The sequence below is a fragment of the Acinetobacter calcoaceticus ANC 3811 genome (assembly GCF_000399665.1).
GTDB classification, from domain to species: domain Bacteria; phylum Pseudomonadota; class Gammaproteobacteria; order Pseudomonadales; family Moraxellaceae; genus Acinetobacter; species Acinetobacter calcoaceticus_B.
Map to the genome: position 1 here is coordinate 1,668,353 of NZ_KB976986.1, position 18,528 is coordinate 1,686,880.

General features: G+C 34.4%; 21 protein-coding genes and 2 pseudogenes. 4 read left to right on the forward strand and 19 right to left on the reverse strand.

The window, feature by feature from the left end; all coding sequences use genetic code 11:
- Positions 1-248 precede the first annotated feature (248 nt).
- Complete coding sequence (locus F935_RS09125) at positions 249-1,316, reverse strand: AraC family transcriptional regulator (protein ID WP_035366503.1); 1,068 nt, start codon at positions 1,314-1,316, stop codon at positions 249-251.
- 213 nt (positions 1,317-1,529) lie between these two features.
- Here F935_RS09125 and F935_RS18385 point away from each other — a divergent pair.
- Positions 1,530-1,706, forward strand: a pseudogene (locus F935_RS18385) (LysR substrate-binding domain-containing protein); the annotation flags it as partial.
- 61 nt (positions 1,707-1,767) lie between these two features.
- Here the strand turns inward: F935_RS18385 and F935_RS09130 are convergent.
- The 3 genes from F935_RS09130 to F935_RS18390 form a co-directional block, all read right to left on the reverse strand.
- Positions 1,768-1,956: a hypothetical protein gene (locus F935_RS09130; protein WP_080632167.1), complete on the reverse strand. Its 189-nt coding sequence runs from the start codon at positions 1,954-1,956 to the stop codon at positions 1,768-1,770.
- A gap of 145 nt (positions 1,957-2,101) precedes the next feature.
- Positions 2,102-2,572 carry a hypothetical protein gene (locus F935_RS09135; RefSeq protein ID WP_016138665.1) on the reverse strand — a complete coding sequence of 157 codons (471 nt, stop codon included), beginning with the start codon at positions 2,570-2,572 and terminating at the stop codon, positions 2,102-2,104.
- A gap of 93 nt (positions 2,573-2,665) precedes the next feature.
- Entirely contained in the window at positions 2,666-2,815 is a 150-nt protein-coding gene (locus F935_RS18390; RefSeq protein ID WP_016138666.1) for a hypothetical protein, read from the reverse strand.
- 511 nt (positions 2,816-3,326) lie between these two features.
- Here F935_RS18390 and F935_RS18845 point away from each other — a divergent pair.
- On the forward strand, positions 3,327-3,479 hold the full coding sequence (locus F935_RS18845) for a hypothetical protein (protein ID WP_003650910.1): 153 nt from the start codon (positions 3,327-3,329) through the stop codon (positions 3,477-3,479).
- Between the two features lie 110 nt (positions 3,480-3,589).
- On the opposite strand, the gene F935_RS09140 is transcribed toward F935_RS18845, so the two are convergent.
- Together F935_RS09140 and F935_RS09145 are read right to left on the reverse strand one after the other, a co-directional pair.
- Positions 3,590-3,829 (reverse strand): hypothetical protein, encoded by a 240-nt coding sequence (locus tag F935_RS09140; RefSeq protein WP_003650908.1) that lies wholly within the window; start codon positions 3,827-3,829, stop codon positions 3,590-3,592.
- Between the two features lie 183 nt (positions 3,830-4,012).
- Positions 4,013-4,237 (reverse strand): hypothetical protein, encoded by a 225-nt coding sequence (locus tag F935_RS09145; RefSeq protein WP_016138667.1) that lies wholly within the window; start codon positions 4,235-4,237, stop codon positions 4,013-4,015.
- A gap of 280 nt (positions 4,238-4,517) precedes the next feature.
- Between F935_RS09145 and F935_RS18905 the strand changes: the two genes are divergently transcribed.
- Complete coding sequence (locus F935_RS18905) at positions 4,518-4,751, forward strand: hypothetical protein (RefSeq protein ID WP_003650898.1); 234 nt, start codon at positions 4,518-4,520, stop codon at positions 4,749-4,751.
- Positions 4,752-4,865: 114 nt separating this feature from the next.
- On the opposite strand, the pseudogene F935_RS18405 reads toward F935_RS18905, so the two are convergent.
- The 3 genes and pseudogenes from F935_RS18405 to F935_RS09160 form a co-directional block, all read right to left on the reverse strand.
- Positions 4,866-4,964, reverse strand: a pseudogene (locus tag F935_RS18405) (aminotransferase); the annotation flags it as partial.
- A gap of 37 nt (positions 4,965-5,001) precedes the next feature.
- On the reverse strand, positions 5,002-5,628 hold the full coding sequence (locus F935_RS09155; RefSeq protein ID WP_016138668.1) for a hypothetical protein: 627 nt from the start codon (positions 5,626-5,628) through the stop codon (positions 5,002-5,004).
- A gap of 187 nt (positions 5,629-5,815) precedes the next feature.
- Entirely contained in the window at positions 5,816-6,691 is an 876-nt protein-coding gene (locus F935_RS09160) for an EamA family transporter (protein WP_035366505.1), read from the reverse strand.
- A 118-nt stretch (positions 6,692-6,809) separates the two neighbouring features.
- Between F935_RS09160 and F935_RS09165 the strand changes: the two genes are divergently transcribed.
- Positions 6,810-7,277, forward strand: coding sequence for an Lrp/AsnC family transcriptional regulator (locus F935_RS09165; protein ID WP_016138670.1), 468 nt, complete (start codon positions 6,810-6,812; stop codon positions 7,275-7,277).
- A 46-nt stretch (positions 7,278-7,323) separates the two neighbouring features.
- Here the strand turns inward: F935_RS09165 and F935_RS09170 are convergent, their stop codons facing one another.
- From F935_RS09170 to F935_RS09215, 10 genes are all read right to left on the reverse strand, one after another.
- Entirely contained in the window at positions 7,324-7,878 is a 555-nt protein-coding gene (locus F935_RS09170; protein ID WP_016138671.1) for a TetR/AcrR family transcriptional regulator, read from the reverse strand.
- A 792-nt stretch (positions 7,879-8,670) separates the two neighbouring features.
- The gene (locus F935_RS09175; RefSeq protein ID WP_016138672.1) at positions 8,671-10,518 is read right to left on the reverse strand and encodes a DUF3732 domain-containing protein; all 1,848 of its coding nucleotides are present in this window, start codon (positions 10,516-10,518) and stop codon (positions 8,671-8,673) included.
- The gene (locus F935_RS09180) at positions 10,515-10,985 is read right to left on the reverse strand and encodes a three component ABC system middle component (RefSeq protein ID WP_016138673.1); all 471 of its coding nucleotides are present in this window, start codon (positions 10,983-10,985) and stop codon (positions 10,515-10,517) included. The genes F935_RS09175 and F935_RS09180 overlap by 4 nt, the downstream gene beginning before the upstream one ends.
- Positions 10,985-12,193 (reverse strand): ABC-three component system protein, encoded by a 1,209-nt coding sequence (locus F935_RS09185; protein WP_016138674.1) that lies wholly within the window; start codon positions 12,191-12,193, stop codon positions 10,985-10,987. The genes F935_RS09180 and F935_RS09185 overlap by 1 nt, the downstream gene beginning before the upstream one ends.
- A gap of 173 nt (positions 12,194-12,366) precedes the next feature.
- Positions 12,367-12,750, reverse strand: coding sequence for a PaaI family thioesterase (locus tag F935_RS09190; RefSeq protein WP_016138675.1), 384 nt, complete (start codon positions 12,748-12,750; stop codon positions 12,367-12,369).
- 77 nt (positions 12,751-12,827) lie between these two features.
- On the reverse strand, positions 12,828-13,433 hold the full coding sequence (locus F935_RS09195; protein WP_016138676.1) for a hypothetical protein: 606 nt from the start codon (positions 13,431-13,433) through the stop codon (positions 12,828-12,830).
- Positions 13,420-14,385, reverse strand: a complete 966-nt coding sequence (gene paaX, locus F935_RS09200; protein WP_000062822.1) for a phenylacetic acid degradation operon negative regulatory protein PaaX — start codon at positions 14,383-14,385, stop codon at positions 13,420-13,422. The genes F935_RS09195 and paaX overlap by 14 nt, the downstream gene beginning before the upstream one ends.
- A gap of 53 nt (positions 14,386-14,438) precedes the next feature.
- Positions 14,439-15,728, reverse strand: a complete 1,290-nt coding sequence (paaK, locus tag F935_RS09205) for a phenylacetate--CoA ligase PaaK (RefSeq protein ID WP_016138677.1) — start codon at positions 15,726-15,728, stop codon at positions 14,439-14,441.
- Between the two features lie 40 nt (positions 15,729-15,768).
- Positions 15,769-16,977, reverse strand: a complete 1,209-nt coding sequence (pcaF, locus tag F935_RS09210) for a 3-oxoadipyl-CoA thiolase (RefSeq protein ID WP_016138678.1) — start codon at positions 16,975-16,977, stop codon at positions 15,769-15,771.
- A 12-nt stretch (positions 16,978-16,989) separates the two neighbouring features.
- Entirely contained in the window at positions 16,990-18,528 is a 1,539-nt protein-coding gene (locus F935_RS09215) for a 3-hydroxyacyl-CoA dehydrogenase (protein WP_016138679.1), read from the reverse strand.

Sequence of the window (18,528 nt, forward strand, 5' to 3'; positions counted from 1 at the left end):
AGAAATTAATTTTCGAACACTCTGTTTTTAAAATATCCTTATAAATCAAAAATATATTTTGCTTAATTTCATAGCTACACTAAAAATTAGAACAAAGTAAATTGCTCATTAAACCTTAAATAGAATTTCGATCATTCATATAAAGTTGATATAAATCTTATTATTAACTACTAAGTAAAAAATAACGCTTCTGGGTCATTTAACCTCTAATATAGGACATAAGATTAAAAATTCCCCTCAATTTCTTATTAATCTTCGATAGCCTTTCTTTTCAAACTCTTACGATATTGATTCGGAGTCAAATTTGTTTGTAATTTAAACCAAGAAATAAAGGAATGACTTGTATAAAAACCTAAAGATTTTGAAATAAATAAAATTGAATGCTGATAGTTTTCTAAAAAATTTTCAGCTAATTCAATTCGAACTTCATCAAGTAACTTGCTGTAAGAGCTCTCTTCAAGCTGAAGCTTCCGACTCAATGTTCTGACATTTATGCCTAACAGCTCTGCAACATTTTCACGAGACAAACGATCATAGTGAAGCAATAAATAGATTTTTGCTTTAGTCTGTTGAATAAAGGTTTGCTCGCCCCGTTGTTGTTCTAATAATTTTGAAGCGAATAATCGCACGCTATCATATAATCCCGCATTTTCAGTCTTCAATGCCATATTTAAAGATTTTGGTGACAATACCAAAGCAGTTTCTTTTTGATTGAAATAGACTGGGCACCCAAAAAACTCATCATAATAATTCTGTAATTCAGGTTTCGCCAAACTATGTGCGAAATGTACTGCTTTAAGAATGCAGTATTCTTCATTTCGAACTAAACGAATTAGACTCAACCACCATGACAAATTATATTCATTAGCACATCTACTAAATACTGGATCAGTTGATCTACATTTCCATTTCCAGTAGATAGCTTCTGACTCAATTTGGAGAGAAATATCTCCAATACATCCGATTAATGGTTGAAACTCTTTTAATGTCTCAATCGCTTTATACAAACTAGAAGATAAAGGGACTAGATGTCCTAAAACTCCATAAGCTGTAGAATCCATCTTTTTAAAAAAACTTAAAGCAATCGTTGGGTCATTACAAATACTATATGTATAAGCAATAATCCTCTCAAAGTAGTAAAGTGGAATACATTGATTTGAATCACTTAGTTGCTCTTCTGTGAGAGTACTCTGTAATAATAGCTCTCGGCGCTCGATTCCAAAAAAATTTGCATGATCTAAAAAATGGTTGACTAAACCAACAAGCACTTTTACTTCACAAGTTCCTTCAAGTTTTTTATGTAATGCAATGGTCATCCTTGCCATCCAAGAGAACTCCTACCTGAGTGCTAAAAAGTTTAAATCAACTTAATAATATAATTCAAATGAATGAGGTTTTAAGTTTGTGTTTTTATTCAATACTGATGTGCCTCTTATTACAATGTTCAATTTAGCTTTTCATTGGTCCTTCATTTCGATGCTTCACCACTCTTTTCAATAGTTCAACTTTGTTAGCCTGTACTCGATAGTTGTGCAATAGCCTATTTACCCCACTCTTTGGTGAAACCTGCTTTAGAAGAGAAAAAGTTAGTAAGTTTATTGGAACAACATGCTGTTACCTTGCCTCCTTTTTATTTGTTTTATACCAGCCGTAGATTGATGTCACCTGCTTTTAGAATTGTTAAAGATACCTTGAGTGAAATATGAAAAAGTCCTCATTAGAGGACTTTGATTTATAAATTATCGATTTTTTAGACGGGAAAATTAATTAACGAACATAGAGTGGATCTTCTTCAACAAAAAACACTTCACCCGATGAAGGTAGAATCCATTGATAGGTTCCGTCTATTTTCTTCATTTTTTCTTTAAAAATATTATATACAGCTACAAGATCATGTTTTTCATCATATTCCCCTACATAGCCAAGCGCCTTTTCATCATGAAACTCTCTAAACATTTTATGCATTTTGACGGCTCTAAGTTCCATATCTTTTCTCCTTTTTATTATCACTACAATAATTATGATCTCTTTTTATTTTCAATACTAAAAAAAATGTACCAAAATATATCTTATAAAATATCAATCAAATATTTATTGGATTTTAATATTTATCAAACCTAAACTTTTCCATATCGTATGGTATGTCTAACTTCACACTCCATTGGCTTAATTCTTCACTAATTATAACGGCATCAACTTCAAAAGCATCTCGCTCACTAAAACCTTTTATTTTTAAAAAATTAACAAAACTAGAGGAGTTTATTTTATTAAGATATCCGACCCTTAAAGTATCTATATATACTGCGATTTTATTTGTTTCTTTTTCTAGGCATATTACAGCATTTTTAAAGACCTTCACGCTGCCACCATTTTGGTTACCGACTAAAGTTATCAATTCTTCTTGGTATAAAATTACAATTATTTCATGTTCAAAAAAGTTTTTGTTCTCTGTAAATATTTTTCCAGCTATTTTTAGGGTGCTTTCGGGGAGTTCTAGATTAACTGTAGAAAAAACCTTAAATAAAATATAAGCAAAAATAAATAAGATAAAAAGTATTATTATAAAATACATATTAAAATATTCCTCTTAATTTTATAAATTGGCAAAAAGAATAGTTATTCTTTCTACCAACCAATATTTTAAGAAAAAATATAAATTTCTATATTATGATTTTTTCTCATTTTTATCATTTTGATTGACTTTTTCTGCGTCATTTTGATCAGGAGTTTTAGGTTCAAACTCTTTACCATCTTGTTGTTGCTGTTGTTGCTCTTTTGATTTGTCTTGATCGCTTTTAACTTGGTCCTGAGACATTAGAGTCTCTCCTATTTAATGGTGTGCAGATGATTATCTAGCACTTAGTTAACATAGTCCCTTTACCTTTATATAGATACAACGCAAGTGTATCTGAATGTGATACTGTTGTTTATTGTCAAAATATATATTTTAATCACCACACAGAATAAACACTTTAAACTCCTATATTTTTTATGATTTTAAGCCTTATTAACTTTACGCTCACACCCCAAGTAAAAATTTAACCCACAAAAACAATATCATAAAGTTTTTATATTTTTAGATACAGATGCGAATATTATATTTTTACAGACTATATAAATAAAATAGATTTTAAATATCGATTAATTCACATCCTTAATTTAAATTTTATTATTTAAATCAATATATAAGATATTTTTTAAAAAATTATATCGATATTAAAGTATATAAAGGAACATATCTCTACATACCACTCCCATAACTACCGTAATGTAACTCAATGAAAGGTATACTATCAAACTTCACTACTCTTATTAAGAAGCTTAAAATGTCTGATTTTAAAGACTTTTCAAAAAAAGCAACTCAGAATCAAAATGACTCCGATCCAAAACCAAATGAGGATAAAGTTGAAAAACCAGCCCAGCCATCTGAATCAGAAGATTCTTCACCAATTAAAAATAATGAAGAAAAAAATAAATAAAAAGATAAAATTTTAATTAATATCAAAGAAGTCCATTTTTGGACTTCTTTGATATTAATTTTTTTATAAACAAATCTTTCAACCAGATCCCTTAAAAACTCAACACCTAATTAATTTTTAAATTTACTTAAATCTTTTGAATTAAAATCTGGATCGACATGTGTTTGTATTAATAAAATAAGTTCTTCATTTACTTGTCGAATTAGCTGTGCTTGTAATCGGTTATCTTCAAGCTCATCAATTAACCGAATAATGATATTCCTCAACCATTCACACTCTATTTCTTTCTCTGCATTTTTTTGGGCAAGATAATTTAAAAGTTTATCTTTTTCAATCAATTTATCTCCCATATAGACACCTACAATCCAAACTAAATTATTTTCTTTAGATTACAGGATAAAAGAATAGATTCATGAATAATTATGTATTTATAAATTTCAAAAATTAAATCTATAAAATATTTAAATTTTATTTTAATGAAGAGGATAGCTTCAAAAATCCACCCTCTTTTATAATAAATTATTTATTTTAATTTAGGTAACTAAAAGTTTCGTATTCAGGATTAATTCAACTCTTTTTTGTGCTTCATAGAAGTCAAGTTCTTCACTTATCCAAAATGAATGAAGTTGCCCATCTAAATGAAAATACTCTTTATTATATTGAGAACCATAATCAGAATAATGGTTGTCTACTTTGAAATGAGTCTGATCATTCTTTCTTTTTTGACCATCAAGTATGCCGCCAATACAGATATCCATTTTAATGCCAATTATTAATCGAAATTGACTATAACACACATAGATCGGTTGCTCTAAAAAGAGTTGTTACCCGCAATTTTTCTACCATTTATCAATGCATTATGGTTTTAGTGTATCTACTTAAATTTACAGGTAATAAAAAATAATTTGTATGTCTAGGATATTTAAATACGCAATATTAGTATTTAATTTTCCAAATTTCATATTAGTGAAAATAACCCTTCTTTGATTAGATAAATCTCTATATGCTGCAATGAATCACTTATAGAAAATTATTCGAATGGCCGAACAGACCCTGCTACAAGAGCTTAACTCGCGAATCGAATATTATTCTTCAAGAACGGACTATCCCCTACGCAGAATTTTAATAGGCTACCGCGCATACGCAAAATTAATGTTATGCGCCTCTTTCTCAGATGAGGTCATAAATTCTGCAATTGATCCAAACAAACGCAAATATAAAAAGTTAAAAATTAAAATTACTAAAGACGATAATCAACTTGATCTTGAATAAATTAATTCACTCATTAGTTTTTATAGATAACTGATTTAATTATATAAAAATTAAAATCCTTTTTAAAACATAACCGTTTTCAACTCTCAAAATGATTAAAAAATAACAAATGGGTATTTTATTTTGCTCATTTACAACTTCAATGACCGCAAGATGATAATGATCAATACTGGCAATATTGTCGTAAACATCCAGATAGTGATGCCCTGCTGCTACCGATTTGAACCAAGAAAATAATTTGCTCTTAAACTTATTTTTTCACAGGCAGTAGTAAAACAGGGTCTTCAATGTCATAACCAGTTTCTTCTGGAACCCCCAAATATCTAACTACAACCAACCTATTATTGTGTTTAGGCACGCTATAATTTTGGGAAATTTTTATTGCTTTGGTGTAATGAACCGCAACATGGGGCTTACTTTGTAAAGACGGTGATTTTACAACATATTCGGTTTTATATTGTGTGATCTTTTCTGAAGGATCAAACCAAGCTGATATTTGATTCTGATGAGTTTTTAATGTCTGAATTTTTACAGTCTTACTATTACTTACGATCAAAGGAGTTAAATTCCTTTTAATTTTTTTAAGCGCTTTATCAAATGCTGTACTATCTTGATCATAATCAATCTTATGTGTTTTTGGATTGATATAGAGAGATTTAACTTCAATAAGTTTGTCAGGCGATTTACTATTTAATAGATAATAATATAGTTGTGGTAAACGTCCTCGACCATCTTCGTAGTGTCTTAATACATAAAGTTTCTTCTCTTTTTGCTGATAGCCCAATACTTCAATTTTTTGTCCACCACCCACTGTCGCATAACTATGTGCGGATAAGGTTAGAATCGTGCTAAAAGTTAAAAATTTTAGAAATTTCATCAGTTCATATCCTTGTGATCTGGTAACTATATTGTATAAATATCAATCAGATTAAAATGATACTTAAGTAAGTGTTACTTGCTGTTTCTATATTCTTTTGTACAGAAGCAGCTTTTTTAAGGAGGGAGTTCTCTAATTATTATTTCTCCCCCTTCACACGACTCATCTAGCTTTTAGACCTAAGTCATCATAAATGAATGGACTTTGCAGTATTACGTTTATAGGAGAAATAAGAACATCCTGCACACGATGCCATAATAATTGCTATACCAAAGATCTGAAAATGATTTAATCGTTCATCTAAAATCAGCCATCCAGCTAAAGCACTCACCGCTGGTGATGCGCTCACTAATATTCCAAAAACTCGAGGATGCAGTTTTTTCATCGCAACCATATCTAATATAAATGGAATAGCACTTGCTAGCATCGCCATGAGTAAACATGTCAAAAGAATCTTATAACTATCAAAAATATGGATAATGTGAAAAGCCCCTAAAGGTGTTGCAAACAAAGCTGCTAGGAACATTCCAGTCGCAACAGAGCTTCCACCCCCTTGCGCAACTTTAGAGCCATAAATAATATACAGTCCCCAACCCACGGCAGCCACAAGCGCATACGTCATACCAATAAAACTAAAATTATTGTTTGAATTGCCCATAGGTAAAAAAAGCAAACCAATAAGAGATAATGCTCCCCAAAAATAATCTAATTTATTCTTGGACATTAAAATAGCAACCGTAAGTGGTCCCAACACTTCGATGGAAATAGCGATCCCCACAGACATATAAGAAAATGCTTTATAAATTAAAGTATTCATTAAAGTGAGGATGGCCCCATAAATAATGAGATTTTTCCAATTGGTCTGTCTATTCCAGTCTCTCCAAGGTTTATAAACAATCCATAAGAAACATGCTGCTAAAGCAAGTCGAGTTAAGGTCACTCCTTCTGCACTCAGAATTGGAAAAAGGGCTTTTCCTATTGATGCTCCTATTTGCACAGAAACTAAAGATAGAAATGCGGCTGCAAATGCCATGCCTTGCTTGGAGTTTGTCTCAATCATCACATTTACCACTCTGGGAATGATTGAAATTTTAATTCTATATAATCAATATATTTCTTCTATTTCTCTCAATAAAACGATTAAATAACTCTATATTTAAAGCTTAATGAGAGATTTACTCATGTCAGATATTTCTTTAGATAATTTTGATTATGCAATCTTAAGAATACTTCAAAAAGACAATAAAACTTCGCATCGAGAAATTTCTGAAAAAATTGGCCTATCCTCCGCTTCAGTTCAAAGACGTATATCTCGTATGGAAGAAAAGGAAATCATTTTAAAGAATTGCGCTATTTTAAATCCGCTTAAATTTGGAGAAAAAATTACTTCTATTATTGAAGTCCGACTTAGCGAAGACCGCTCCGTAGTTATGGACAGAGCGAAGCTATACTTTGCTTCTGTTGAAGAAATTCAACAGTGCTACTTTGTGAATGGAGGAGTCTCTTTTATCATTATTATGCTGAGCAATAACTTATCTCATTTTGAAAGTTTAGTTAGAAAACATTTTGCTGATAATGAAGATGTAAAAACATATCGAACCTTAATTGTTTTAGATCGTGTAAAAGTAAACTTTGAGTTAAATATTTAAACTCGTCTACTTTTTGGCTTCTTCCCCCAAACACGAGCTGAAACTTCTAAAGAAAGACATTAGAAATCATATTCCAGTACCCTTCTCTGTCGTCCGCCTGATCTGAACTTAAAAGCTGAATAATTGCGCCTTCAATCATATATAAAAATAGTTTGGCATCCTGAAAAGTTGCATCGTTTTTTAGTTTTATAAGCTGGCTATAGATTTCATTCATTAGCCAAGTTCTATATTTAATTGCGACTTGATAGGCTTTGGGATAGGTCAGTTTTATCTCAAAAATGGCTTTAAACAATAGGTAGTACAGCCCCTCTAAATCGGTATGTAAAAGATAAAGCGCCTTGAGTTTATCCTTAGCGTTTGTGTGGCTGGTGTATTCAGCAATTGAAACCACTTTTTCTTTTAAACGTTCTTTTTGCACGATCAAACAGATTTCAATAAATCGCTCTTTAGAGTGAAAGTAGTTATAAAAAGTCCCTTTTGGAATTCCGCACTCTTTCAGAATTTTATCGACCCCAACGGTATGAAACCCGTAATGGTGAAATAGATTAATCGACGTATTTATGACTTGTATGGCACGTGTTGGGAGAACTAACTTTGGCATGGTTTTACCGTTATAAAAATTCTTGTTGTTTCTAAATGAGATACTTTTTTGGGAGAAAAAAGGCACAGCAAAGCCTATAAAGACTGTGCTTGGCACATCTCAAGTTTTGTTGTTCAAATAAGTTTTTTGAGCCGTAATGACTTAAAGCCTGAAAACCTTAGGGCATTCAAGCTGCTTTAAATTTTAAGCTGTGTTGTTATAGCTTTTGGCATTGAGAGCCAAGAAATAATGGATGTGCAAAGCCAACTCCTTTTTATTGGGAGTTCTGCCAGACATTAAAATTATGGTGGCAGAACGAAGGGGGTTCGCGGACTGGCCTTAAGACTCCAGCACACCCAAAGGTGTCCCCCTCCGTTCCACCATAGAGGGGGCACGAGGGTGTACACACTAAAAGTATAAAACCTTTAATGCTCCTAAGGGACGGTCCGCGACGACCGACTGGCAATGTGGCCAGCAGGCAAAGGATAGTGCTCTGTCCTATTGCAGTCAAGCACGCAAAATGCCATTTGTTTTAAATTAAATCATTAAAAAAGTAAGGCTAAATAATGAAGGGGTTATTGTTAAGTGGGGGTTTATAGGATGGATTCTCTTGGCTTATGCGGTGCTAATTTTTCAATCAATATAAGTAGAAAATTAGAAGTCCGTTAACAATTTATTCGTTTTAAATTTTGATTCTTCTCTATTCTTTTTTCAATAATACGAATTTATTATTAATAAAGCCTATCAAAAAAACTATAACCATATACTTATAATAAATCATTATAGGTATATGGTTATATCAGCAGCTATATTTTATTTCGTATACCAATCTTCTGGAATTAAAGCATTTCCGCCTCTAAACGGATCCAACAAATGAATATTATTTAATCCATTAAACATAATAGATGGGACATGTTCAAACATTAAAATTTGAAATTCATGTTTATAATTAATATTCACAGTATCAATAAAGTTATTTAACAGTTGAAAAGCGATTTTTATTTTCTCTTGATCACTATACTTTACATCTTTTGATGCACCATCATCACCCCAATAAGGTCTACTTGGTTGATCTATTATTAAAAAAGAAGGTACAAATTTGGACCCTTTATTAATTGCTACTTCCTGCAAAGATAAAAAATGAATTAAATGTAAAAACATATGATTTGAACTACTACCAATATTTTCAATTAGGGTAGACTTCGGCTTTCTTAGTTGAATCTTCTTATCTTTATAATTAAAGCTTGCATACCAATTTGCATAATTATCTAATGCACCATTTACCTGTTGCATTAATTCAGTGGCAACCTCATCAATCAAACCAATGGTAGCTACTCTTTCATCTTCAACATTTTTAACATTAATTGAATTATAATCATTTTCAATATCATTAATTTCAGGCAAATTATTAGACAACTTATTACCTTCTAGCTGCGTATAAATACTAAGTTTGCCTTTTGCTTCACCAATAAATTCCCATTTACTTTGCAACTCCAAAAATGATTGAGGAGCCTCAGGTAGTACTTGGAGCTCATACATTAACTTTTCTTTCTCAGCTTTAAGTCGAATTATCTCAGAATTTATCTGACTTTCTACCGGCTGTTTAGCTTGAATTTCTTTTTTAATACTAGAAAGGTCTAATTTCAAGGCACTAATTAATTCATCAAAAACTTCAGATTTAACAACTTCATTTGATCTTTTTACTAAAGCTTCAATCGGCTTTAAACTATCTCTAGAGTTTTTTAAAATTTTCTTATAATTTGAATAATCCTCATTAAATTGAGAACATTCTTTTAACTGCTTATTGATAATAAACAATCTTGAATTAATTTCTTCACGTCTTTTTGTTGAAAAGTCATAATCAGGAATGGTATTAGTATTCTCTAATAAACTATATAAATCGATCGGCAATATATTAGTATCAACTTGGGGAATCAAACCATAAGAAACAGCTTTAGATGCTATATTTCTAATTTCAAAATCGAAAGAATTTTTACCCTCATTTAAAAGTTTTTCTCTTTTCTCCCATTTAAGAATATCTTTAAGTAAAGAGTCTTTTTTCTCTTGGGCCAAAATATTATTTAAATCATCAATACCTAAAGCCAAATCAAAAACTCTTGGTAATGCTTCACGGTATCTTGGGATTTCTTGTTTATCAAAAAAATTTTTACTATTTATAATAATATCATCTGAAATCATATTAAAAAGAAAAAAATATCTAAAAGACACTTTAGTACCAGCTCTTAAAGAACTTCCTCCAAAAGGTAATTTCACCCTCTCATCTAATCCGAACTCAGAAGAAATAATTCCTTTTAATACGTCTTCTTTTATATTTGTTTTGATAATTTCTGGAATAACACCTATAGATGAAAAATAATATTCATCTGAAACACCTCTTTCAGAGGGACTTTTGCGAGCCAAGAAATAATTTTTGTTATTAATATAAAACTTAATACCATACCAACTCACGTTATCATTAATAATATCATGAGGAATATTATGTTCACTAGCTAAAAAGCAATAATCAAAAATCTTTAATAAAGTTGATTTTCCAGTTTGGCTACCCCCAGTTATCACATTAATTTTATTTCTCTTAAAATCTAATTTTCGAAGTTCATTTTTTCTTGACCATAGAACAATCGCATCTAATCCAAAATTCATAATTTCACTCTAAAGTTTAAATAAAGTTCTTCTTCAGATTCTTGCAGCAGTTCTGAAATTCTGTTAGCTGCTTTTGAAATCTTAATTGCCCTCTCACCGAATTCTTTATCGATGTCTAGAATTTTCTTTAACTCAATATTTTCATTAAATTCCAAATAATTTAAATTTATTAAAATTTGAATTGAGTTCAACGTAAGTGGTAGGGTGCTAAAATAACGTCTATTAAAATTTGTTAATAATCGTGGATAACTTGAAACAAAGGAAGCTGATCCTTTAAAGGTTGTTCGTTTATGAGATAGTAATTGCAATGTCGGTTGATGTATCACTAATGGTAAAATTAATAATGACTTGGAAATAGGCAAACTTTTTACTTCATTCATAACCGTAGCTAAAGCTACCGCACCTATACCAATATTATTATACCCGTCCCAAAAAATTCGATAATTATTACCTTCAGATGTTTTCACTATTTGTTCCAATCTCTATGCCAACCTATTAAGTTTTCATTAGATAAATGATAAAGCTCACCGTTACTTAGCTCTGTATTAAGCTTATTGCTTGCTATCGTAAATTCTATAATACGAAGGTTTCGTAATAATTCTCTTGAATTTTTTACAATATCTATGTCATGACAACTTTCACACCAATGTTCAAACTCATTTTCCCATTTATTTGTCACATCACTATGAAAATCATTAATTTCATCATAAATTATTTCTCCATTTTGCAACCATTCCTCTAAAAACCTGATTATTTTTAATCTTTGACTAGTATATTTTATAGCTTTTTCCATGTCATTTACTTTCATAGCTTCTATATTTATTAATTGCTTAATAAAGTTCTGTGAAAAAAGATCATCAGGTAACACTGGTTGAAAAGACTTACTTAACTGTAAAGGTGTTCGAGCTGTGCTAAAAATATTTCTATAACGTTTATAAAAATCATCAAAATTAATTTCTATTTTCCCCCCATTTTTAATATTTATAAAATTATCAAATCTTATATTTGAGTCTAATCGCTCATAGACTTCCTGAATCCGACTTTCATCAATCATCTTATCTCTTATTGATTCTTTTATTAATATATCTAAATCATCTTGATCAAGCTCTAAATAAATTTTTTCCAAAAAATTAGCTTGTACTTCTTCATCTAATTCAAGTAAAAAATTTATATACTTTTTAATGTTATCATTATCTGTTTTTTCATATAAAACAACAGTATGAGTTCTGAGCTCATGAAAGGTACTTTCTTTCTTCTTATATTTTTCTATAATTTCCAAAAAATAATTTTTTTTACTTTCAGTTTTATTAGTTACTAAATGAAATTCAGTTCTAGATATAAAATCTATCTGTTGACTTTTTTCTGCTCGACCAGCTGCCTTATCTACAATTATATTTGCCCAATTATATAAAGTCTTCCATAAATCAACATCCAATTCCGCTAAGGCAACAGCGTTATCAGAAGCATTTTTTCTGACTGTATGTTTAAGTTGAATAAGTATTTGTTGATTATTTTTAAGTGTTGTATGAACATCATCCCTGACTTCAAGGCCCACAGATTGTCCTTTCTTCAGATTAAGTAACTTATATAAAAAATAGTAATACTGATACTGAAAGCCGATCTCTTTATTATCAGCATTTGTTTTATCAGTAAAAGTTTTTATATCATTCTTCATTTAGCAAACCCATTAATATGAATGGAAATTTTTCATAGAAAAAAACAGATAATGTCAGCCATTATCTGTATTTATACAATTTAAGCAACGTCTTTTTTAGATTTTATATCTTCTAATACATTTATCAATTTAGTTAAGTTCTGCTTTAGATATAACAACCTCATAACCGCCTATCACGGTGCAAGTCTGTAACACGTAGATGTAAATAAAGCGACTCTATTATTCAAACCGTCTGTTATCAACACTTCATAATGCGCGAATTTTTTACTACTTCCGACCTTGGTTGCCGTTGCAAATAACACCTTATCTTTCGCACCACTCATATAACGAATATCAGCCTGTAACCCTGTATATGGCGCATCCCCTGCATTACAAGCCATCGCAAAAGCAATATCAGCTAAAGAAAATATCACGCCTCCATGCACGCCGCCCAAGGCATTCATGTGTTCATCTTTCACATTAAGCTGACACCGCGCTTCATCAAAACTGCGATGCAGCACTTGAACACCCAATAGCTCTGCGAATTGATCAACCGCAGTCGTTTCCATTTTTTGCACAAACGTCTCCCTACTCGTGCGAGTATTCCTTAAGTTTTATGAACTCATGTGTATTGAAATCGACTTATGAATAGCCGTTAAACACTATCTTGTTTAATCTGATAGTTTGAAGAACTAAAGTCCTTATAGGTCAGGCGGTCATCTGACTCTGAGCTTAATGGCTGAACTTCTTGCATTGAATTTAAGCAGCGCTGTGCAAGCTCAATGTATTCTTGCGTGCCTCTAGTTTTCCACTTTTTTTCTTGTTCTGATAAATCACGTGCAACCTTGGCAGGACTGCCCATTGCCAGTACATTTGCCGGAATAATATCTTTGGTTTTGACCAGACTATTTGCGCCAATAATAGTGTTTTCACCAATTTCTGCGTAGTCCAAAATTACGCTGTTCATGCCGACCAAAACATTTTTTCCAATGCAGCAACCATGTAAAGTTGTACCATGCCCAATGTGGCCCATTTCCTCAACTAAAGTCACGCTTTGTGGAAAGCCATGTACGGTGCAGCTATCTTGTATGTTGGCATTTTGCTTAATATGGATACGACCAAAATCGGCACGCAATGAAGCAAATGGCCCCACATATACGCCCGCTTCAATAATCACATCACCAATTAAAACAGCGGTTGGGTGTACAAAAGCGTCTGGGCTGACGACTGGAATAACACCGTCAATACTATAACAAGGCATGATTTAACCTCTCATTTGTTGCCACTAAACCTCCGAAACGGCGCCAATAATGTGCTGTGGCATTTGGCATTGGGCCTTCTGCTGTTGCGGCAACAGACAAGAAGTATTCATCGGCAGGTTCAAATACTTTTTTATAAATATTCATTGATAAAGTTCGTGCACTAATCGCAGGCCAGTCAGTTGGCAACAATTCAAGCGGTAATGCAGGGTCTTTCAATAAAATCCGTCGATAATAATGAATCAGCAAAGTTCGAATTTGAAAGGCCTGAACCGGTTCGAGTTGTTCGTTTTCCTGCATGAGTAGCACGCCAATTTCTCTAAAAATATCGAGAAACTGTAGATATCTTTGACGTAATTCATCGATTGGCCAGTTGGTTCTGAGCATACGACCAATGGTATCAACCGAGTTATTAAAGAGCTGCAATGTTTCGGCTTTAAACACCACCACTTGCTCACTCATATTTAAGTCAACCAACAACCGTTGCAGTTCAATACGGTTACAACCCGGATAAGCCATTAAGTTTGTCGAAATATTGGCAAATCCTAACCATTCAAGTTCTTTCTTTAACAATGCTTTATTTTCAGTGTCGAGGCTAGACATCAGAATAAGATCCCAATAATGGTCCCACTCTTTCATCTGGTCGTTATAAATGCGTTGCTCGGCTTGCAAATAAGTTGAACGGCTTGAATCGGTAATTCGATAAAAACTGGTTCTGCCGATTTTGTCTGAACATAACCAATCATTTTTAACTAAACGAAAAACAGAGGTTCTTACAGCACGATCATTAAAACCAAATAGCTCTAATAACTGAATCAGGCTTGCAAGACTAATGTTTCCACCCCGATGAAGTACTGAATCTCCAAAAATTGTCGAAATAAGCGAAGTTCCACTTAAGGTTTCATTCTTTACAACAGAATCAATTATTTGCTGTATTTTTGCACTCATACTCATGTCTTGGCGTTTAGTTTCAGGGTATAGATTCTATACCCTGAATGATCTTGATGTTAAGCAATCTGACGCATATCGATTACCCGCTTTGCCTTACCTTCCGAACGAGGTAAGGTCGCTTCTGTAACAACTTCTACAGTAACGCTAATCCCAATCATGGTTTTAATACGTTTCATCAACTCCTGAGCAAGCTGATTGGCCTGTATAGTACAGTTATGACACATCTCTGTACGAATATGCAAAGTATCCATGTGTCCTTTTTTAGTCACCAAAATTTCATAATTTGGAACTAAATTCGGAACTTGCAAAATTTGCTCTTCAATTTGGGTTGGGAAAACGTTCACGCCGCGAATAATCAGCATGTCGTCACTACGGCCCACAATTTTATCCATTTTACGCATTGCCAAATTTTCACCCGCCAGTAAACGGGTCAAATCACGGGTACGGTAACGAATAATCGGTAAGCCTTCTTTGGTAATGGTCGTAAAGACTAACTCGCCAAGTTCGCCATCTTTACAGACTTCACCCGTTTCAGGGTTAATAATTTCTGGGTAGAAATGATCTTCCCAAATGGTTAATCCCTCGCCCTCACCTAGACATTGCATGGCAACACCCGGCCCCATCACCTCAGACAAACCATAAATATCGAGTGCTTTAATATTGAGGCGTTCTTCAATTTCACGGCGAAGTTCATTGGTCCACGGCTCGGCACCAAAAATACCGACTTTTAAAGAAGTATTACGTGCAGTACCAAATTGTTGTTCCAGCTTTTCAATAATACTTACGCAATACGATGGCGTAACCATAATTGCGGTAGGTTTAAAGTCTTGAATAAGCTGAACTTGCTTTTCAGTTTGTCCACCAGACATTGGAATCACGGTTGCACCTAAACGCTCAGCGCCATAATGTGCACCTAAACCACCTGTAAAGAGTCCATAACCATAAGCAACTTGAATCATATCTTTGGCGCTTAAACCTGCCATGCGTAAGCAACGCGCAACAATGTCCGACCACGTATTAATATCTTTTTGGGTATAACCCACCACGGTTGGTTTACCTGTTGTGCCTGATGATGCATGTAAACGCACAATTTGCTCTTGCGGTACGGCAAACATTCCAAACGGATAGTTGTCTCTTAAATCCTGTTTGGTGGTAAATGGGAATTTTGCCAGATCGTCTAAAGTTACGAAGTCATCAGGGTGTACGCCTGCGTCATCGAACTTTTTCTTATACACCGGACTATTTTCATATACAAAAGTCAGGGTTTGTTTTAACCGTTTAGTTTGCAGCTCTCTAAGCTCTGCAAGTGTTAATTGCTCAACATTATCCGTTGTAAGGCTGTCCATCGCCTCTCTCCTCATTATGTAATTTTTAAAACCATCTGAATTAATTTAAATTTTCCAAAATCAGTGCGACGCCTTGTCCAACACCCACACACATCGTGCAAAGTGCATAGCGTCCACCTCGTTTTTTTAGCTCACGTGTTGCAGTAATGACTAAACGTGTACCACTCATACCTAACGGATGTCCTAACGCGATCGCACCACCGTTTGGATTAACGCGTTCATCGTTATCTTTTAGACCAAGTTCACGCATACAAGCCAAAGATTGGACTGCGAATGCTTCATTCAGCTCAATCACATCCATCTGATCTAGCGTCAAACCAGTTTGCTTTAAAAGTTTCTGCACAGCCGGAACAGGACCTATACCCATATATTTGGGTTCAACCCCTGCACTTGCAAGGCCAATCACTCGTGCTAAAGGTTTTAAACCATGTGTATCTGCAAATGTACGGTTGGTAATTAACACACACGCGGCGCCATCATTTACACCAGAGGCATTTCCGGCAGTCACCGAGCCACCTTCTTTTTTAAACGGGGCTTTTAGCTTAGCAAGTGCTTCAAGGGTCGTTTCACGCGGATGTTCATCACGGCTAACAACGGTCACGTTTTTCTTACGATCTACAATCTCGACAGGCAAGATCTCATCGTTAAAGAAACCGTTTTGTTGTGCCGCAGCCGTTTTTTGTTGGCTACGCAATGCAAACGCATCTTGGTCTTCACGACTAATCTGATATTTTCCAGCTACATTTTCGGCAGTTTCCGGCATGCTGTCGGTACCGTATTGTGCTTTGAATTGCTTATTTACAAAGCGCCAGCCAATAGTCGTGTCGTAAATTTCAGGTGTACGGCTAAACGCTTCTGTTGGTTTAGCTTGTACAAATGGCGCACGGCTCATTGACTCTACACCACCTGCCAACACGAACTGTGCTTCACCTGCTTTAATTGAACGTGCCGCAAGTCCTACCGCATCTAAGCCCGATGCACACAAACGGTTGACCGTCATAGCCGGTACTGTATCTGGTAAGCCAGCCAAGAGTGTTGCCATACGTGCAACATTACGGTTGTCTTCACCTGCTTGGTTAGCACATCCTAAAAACACTTCGTCTACAGTATTCCACGGCAGGTTCGGGTGTTTATCTTTTAAATATTTGATGGGCAATGCAGCTAAATCATCTGCACGTACAGCACTTAGGGCACCTGCATATCGTCCAATTGGGGTACGAATAAAATCGCAAATTAAAACGTCTTCCATGTTGACTCCTGATTATGCAAATTCGGTCATATCACGTGAATATTGAGTAGCAATGTTTTGAGTTTTTGCTACATATTGCTTGAGGTAGATACTCGCGCGATATTTTTCCTCTCCATACAGTGCATATAAGTTATTTAAGGTTTGGAGCACATAAGCACCGCCCATTTGTGTCAACCACTGGTAAGGACCCTTAGGATAATTCACTCCATATTTCATGGCATTATCAATATCTTCCAGACTCGCAACACCATGTAAACTTGCTTCGCAGGCTTCATTAATGAGTAAAGCGATGGTGCGTAAGGTTAACAGTGCCGGATGGTCTTTAATCCACATCACGCTCATGCCAAATTGCGCAAAATAAGCTTCAACTTTAGCCAGATCACTTGCTTCACAGAGCTCGTTATGACTGAGTACTACAGCCTGTGCCTGCTCAAAATCATGGTGCCAATCCATCAAAACCACTTTACGGCTCAGGTAATGAATATTGGCTGACTCACCTTGGCTTAAACGTAAGTCGATATCATCAATTTGAAGGATGTTGTCGTCGCTCCTAGATCCGCTTTTTAAACCTAAACGCGTTAGAAAAGCAGGTAGCTGAGACCAAGCACCTTTTAACTGAATATGAGCATCAACTGGCTTGGTAGCCACAGCTTTAGGCTGAAATGTCTCGTACTGATTTTTTTCGTTATAGCGATAAAAGCCCTGTTTTGACTTACGGCCCCAAGCTCCTGCATCGACCAATTCTTTTTGAATTAGGCTTGGACGGTAGCGTGGCTCGTAAAAAAATTCTTGATAAACGCTTTGGGTCACAGAAAAGTTAACATCTTGACCAATGAGGTCTGTAAGTTCACACGGCCCCATCGCAAAACCGCCACACTGCTTTAACGCATAGTCTAGCTGGTCGTAGCTGGTGACTTGTTCTTGCAATGCTCTAAAGCCTTCTGCATAAAACGGACGAGCAATTCGGTTAACAATAAAACCGGGAGTCGACTTGGTTAATACTGGAATTTTTTTCCAGCCAAGCATCAAGTTTTTCAAAGCCAAACATAAGCTGTTTGGGTTTTTTAAGCCTTGTACAATTTCGACCAGTTTCATGACTGGTGCAGGATTAAAAAAGTGTAATCCCACCACGCGCTCAGGGTGAGCAATGCCCGCCGAAATTGCAGTCACTGAAATTGAAGATGTGTTACTTGCAAAAATGGTTTGCGCACTACAAATTTCAGCAAGTTGCTTAAATAAAGACTGTTTAACTTCTTTTTTCTCAACGACCGCTTCAATAACCAAGTCAGCATCACACAGCGCTTCAACTTGATTCACCACAGTTAAACGCGCCAAGGCTTCACCAGCTTGCTGTTGTGTAAGCTTGCTCTTTTCAACCAGCTTTTTAAACGTCTGCCCCAAGCCCTCAACGGCTTGTTGCGCTTTTTGAGCGTCCAAATCATATAAAATGGTCGAGTGCCCATTGACGATGGCTAACTGGGCAATGCCGATGCCCATGGTGCCAGAACCAATGACGGCAATTCGGGCGCGAGATAAGTCTAAATCTGTCAT

What these genes read in the sequence shown, in the direction of transcription:
- F935_RS09125 (WP_035366503.1), bottom strand. Translation starts at nt 1,316, where the DNA reads ATGACCATTGCATTACATAAAAAACTTGAAGGAACTTGTGAAGTAAAA.
- F935_RS09130 (WP_080632167.1), bottom strand. Translation starts at nt 1,956, where the DNA reads ATGTTTAGAGAGTTTCATGATGAAAAGGCGCTTGGCTATGTAGGGGAA.
- F935_RS09135 (WP_016138665.1), bottom strand. Translation starts at nt 2,572, where the DNA reads ATGTATTTTATAATAATACTTTTTATCTTATTTATTTTTGCTTATATT.
- F935_RS18390 (WP_016138666.1), bottom strand. Translation starts at nt 2,815, where the DNA reads ATGTCTCAGGACCAAGTTAAAAGCGATCAAGACAAATCAAAAGAGCAA.
- F935_RS18845 (WP_003650910.1), top strand. Translation starts at nt 3,327, where the DNA reads ATGTCTGATTTTAAAGACTTTTCAAAAAAAGCAACTCAGAATCAAAAT.
- F935_RS09140 (WP_003650908.1), bottom strand. Translation starts at nt 3,829, where the DNA reads ATGGGAGATAAATTGATTGAAAAAGATAAACTTTTAAATTATCTTGCC.
- F935_RS09145 (WP_016138667.1), bottom strand. Translation starts at nt 4,237, where the DNA reads ATGGATATCTGTATTGGCGGCATACTTGATGGTCAAAAAAGAAAGAAT.
- F935_RS18905 (WP_003650898.1), top strand. Translation starts at nt 4,518, where the DNA reads ATGGCCGAACAGACCCTGCTACAAGAGCTTAACTCGCGAATCGAATAT.
- F935_RS09155 (WP_016138668.1), bottom strand. Translation starts at nt 5,628, where the DNA reads ATGAAATTTCTAAAATTTTTAACTTTTAGCACGATTCTAACCTTATCC.
- F935_RS09165 (WP_016138670.1), top strand. Translation starts at nt 6,810, where the DNA reads ATGTCAGATATTTCTTTAGATAATTTTGATTATGCAATCTTAAGAATA.
- F935_RS09170 (WP_016138671.1), bottom strand. Translation starts at nt 7,878, where the DNA reads ATGCCAAAGTTAGTTCTCCCAACACGTGCCATACAAGTCATAAATACG.
- F935_RS09175 (WP_016138672.1), bottom strand. Translation starts at nt 10,518, where the DNA reads ATGAATTTTGGATTAGATGCGATTGTTCTATGGTCAAGAAAAAATGAA.
- F935_RS09185 (WP_016138674.1), bottom strand. Translation starts at nt 12,193, where the DNA reads ATGAAGAATGATATAAAAACTTTTACTGATAAAACAAATGCTGATAAT.
- F935_RS09195 (WP_016138676.1), bottom strand. Translation starts at nt 13,433, where the DNA reads ATGCCTTGTTATAGTATTGACGGTGTTATTCCAGTCGTCAGCCCAGAC.
- paaX (WP_000062822.1), bottom strand. Translation starts at nt 14,385, where the DNA reads ATGAGTATGAGTGCAAAAATACAGCAAATAATTGATTCTGTTGTAAAG.
- paaK (WP_016138677.1), bottom strand. Translation starts at nt 15,728, where the DNA reads ATGGACAGCCTTACAACGGATAATGTTGAGCAATTAACACTTGCAGAG.
- pcaF (WP_016138678.1), bottom strand. Translation starts at nt 16,977, where the DNA reads ATGGAAGACGTTTTAATTTGCGATTTTATTCGTACCCCAATTGGACGA.
- F935_RS09215 (WP_016138679.1), bottom strand. Translation starts at nt 18,528, where the DNA reads ATGACAGATTTAGACTTATCTCGCGCCCGAATTGCCGTCATTGGTTCT.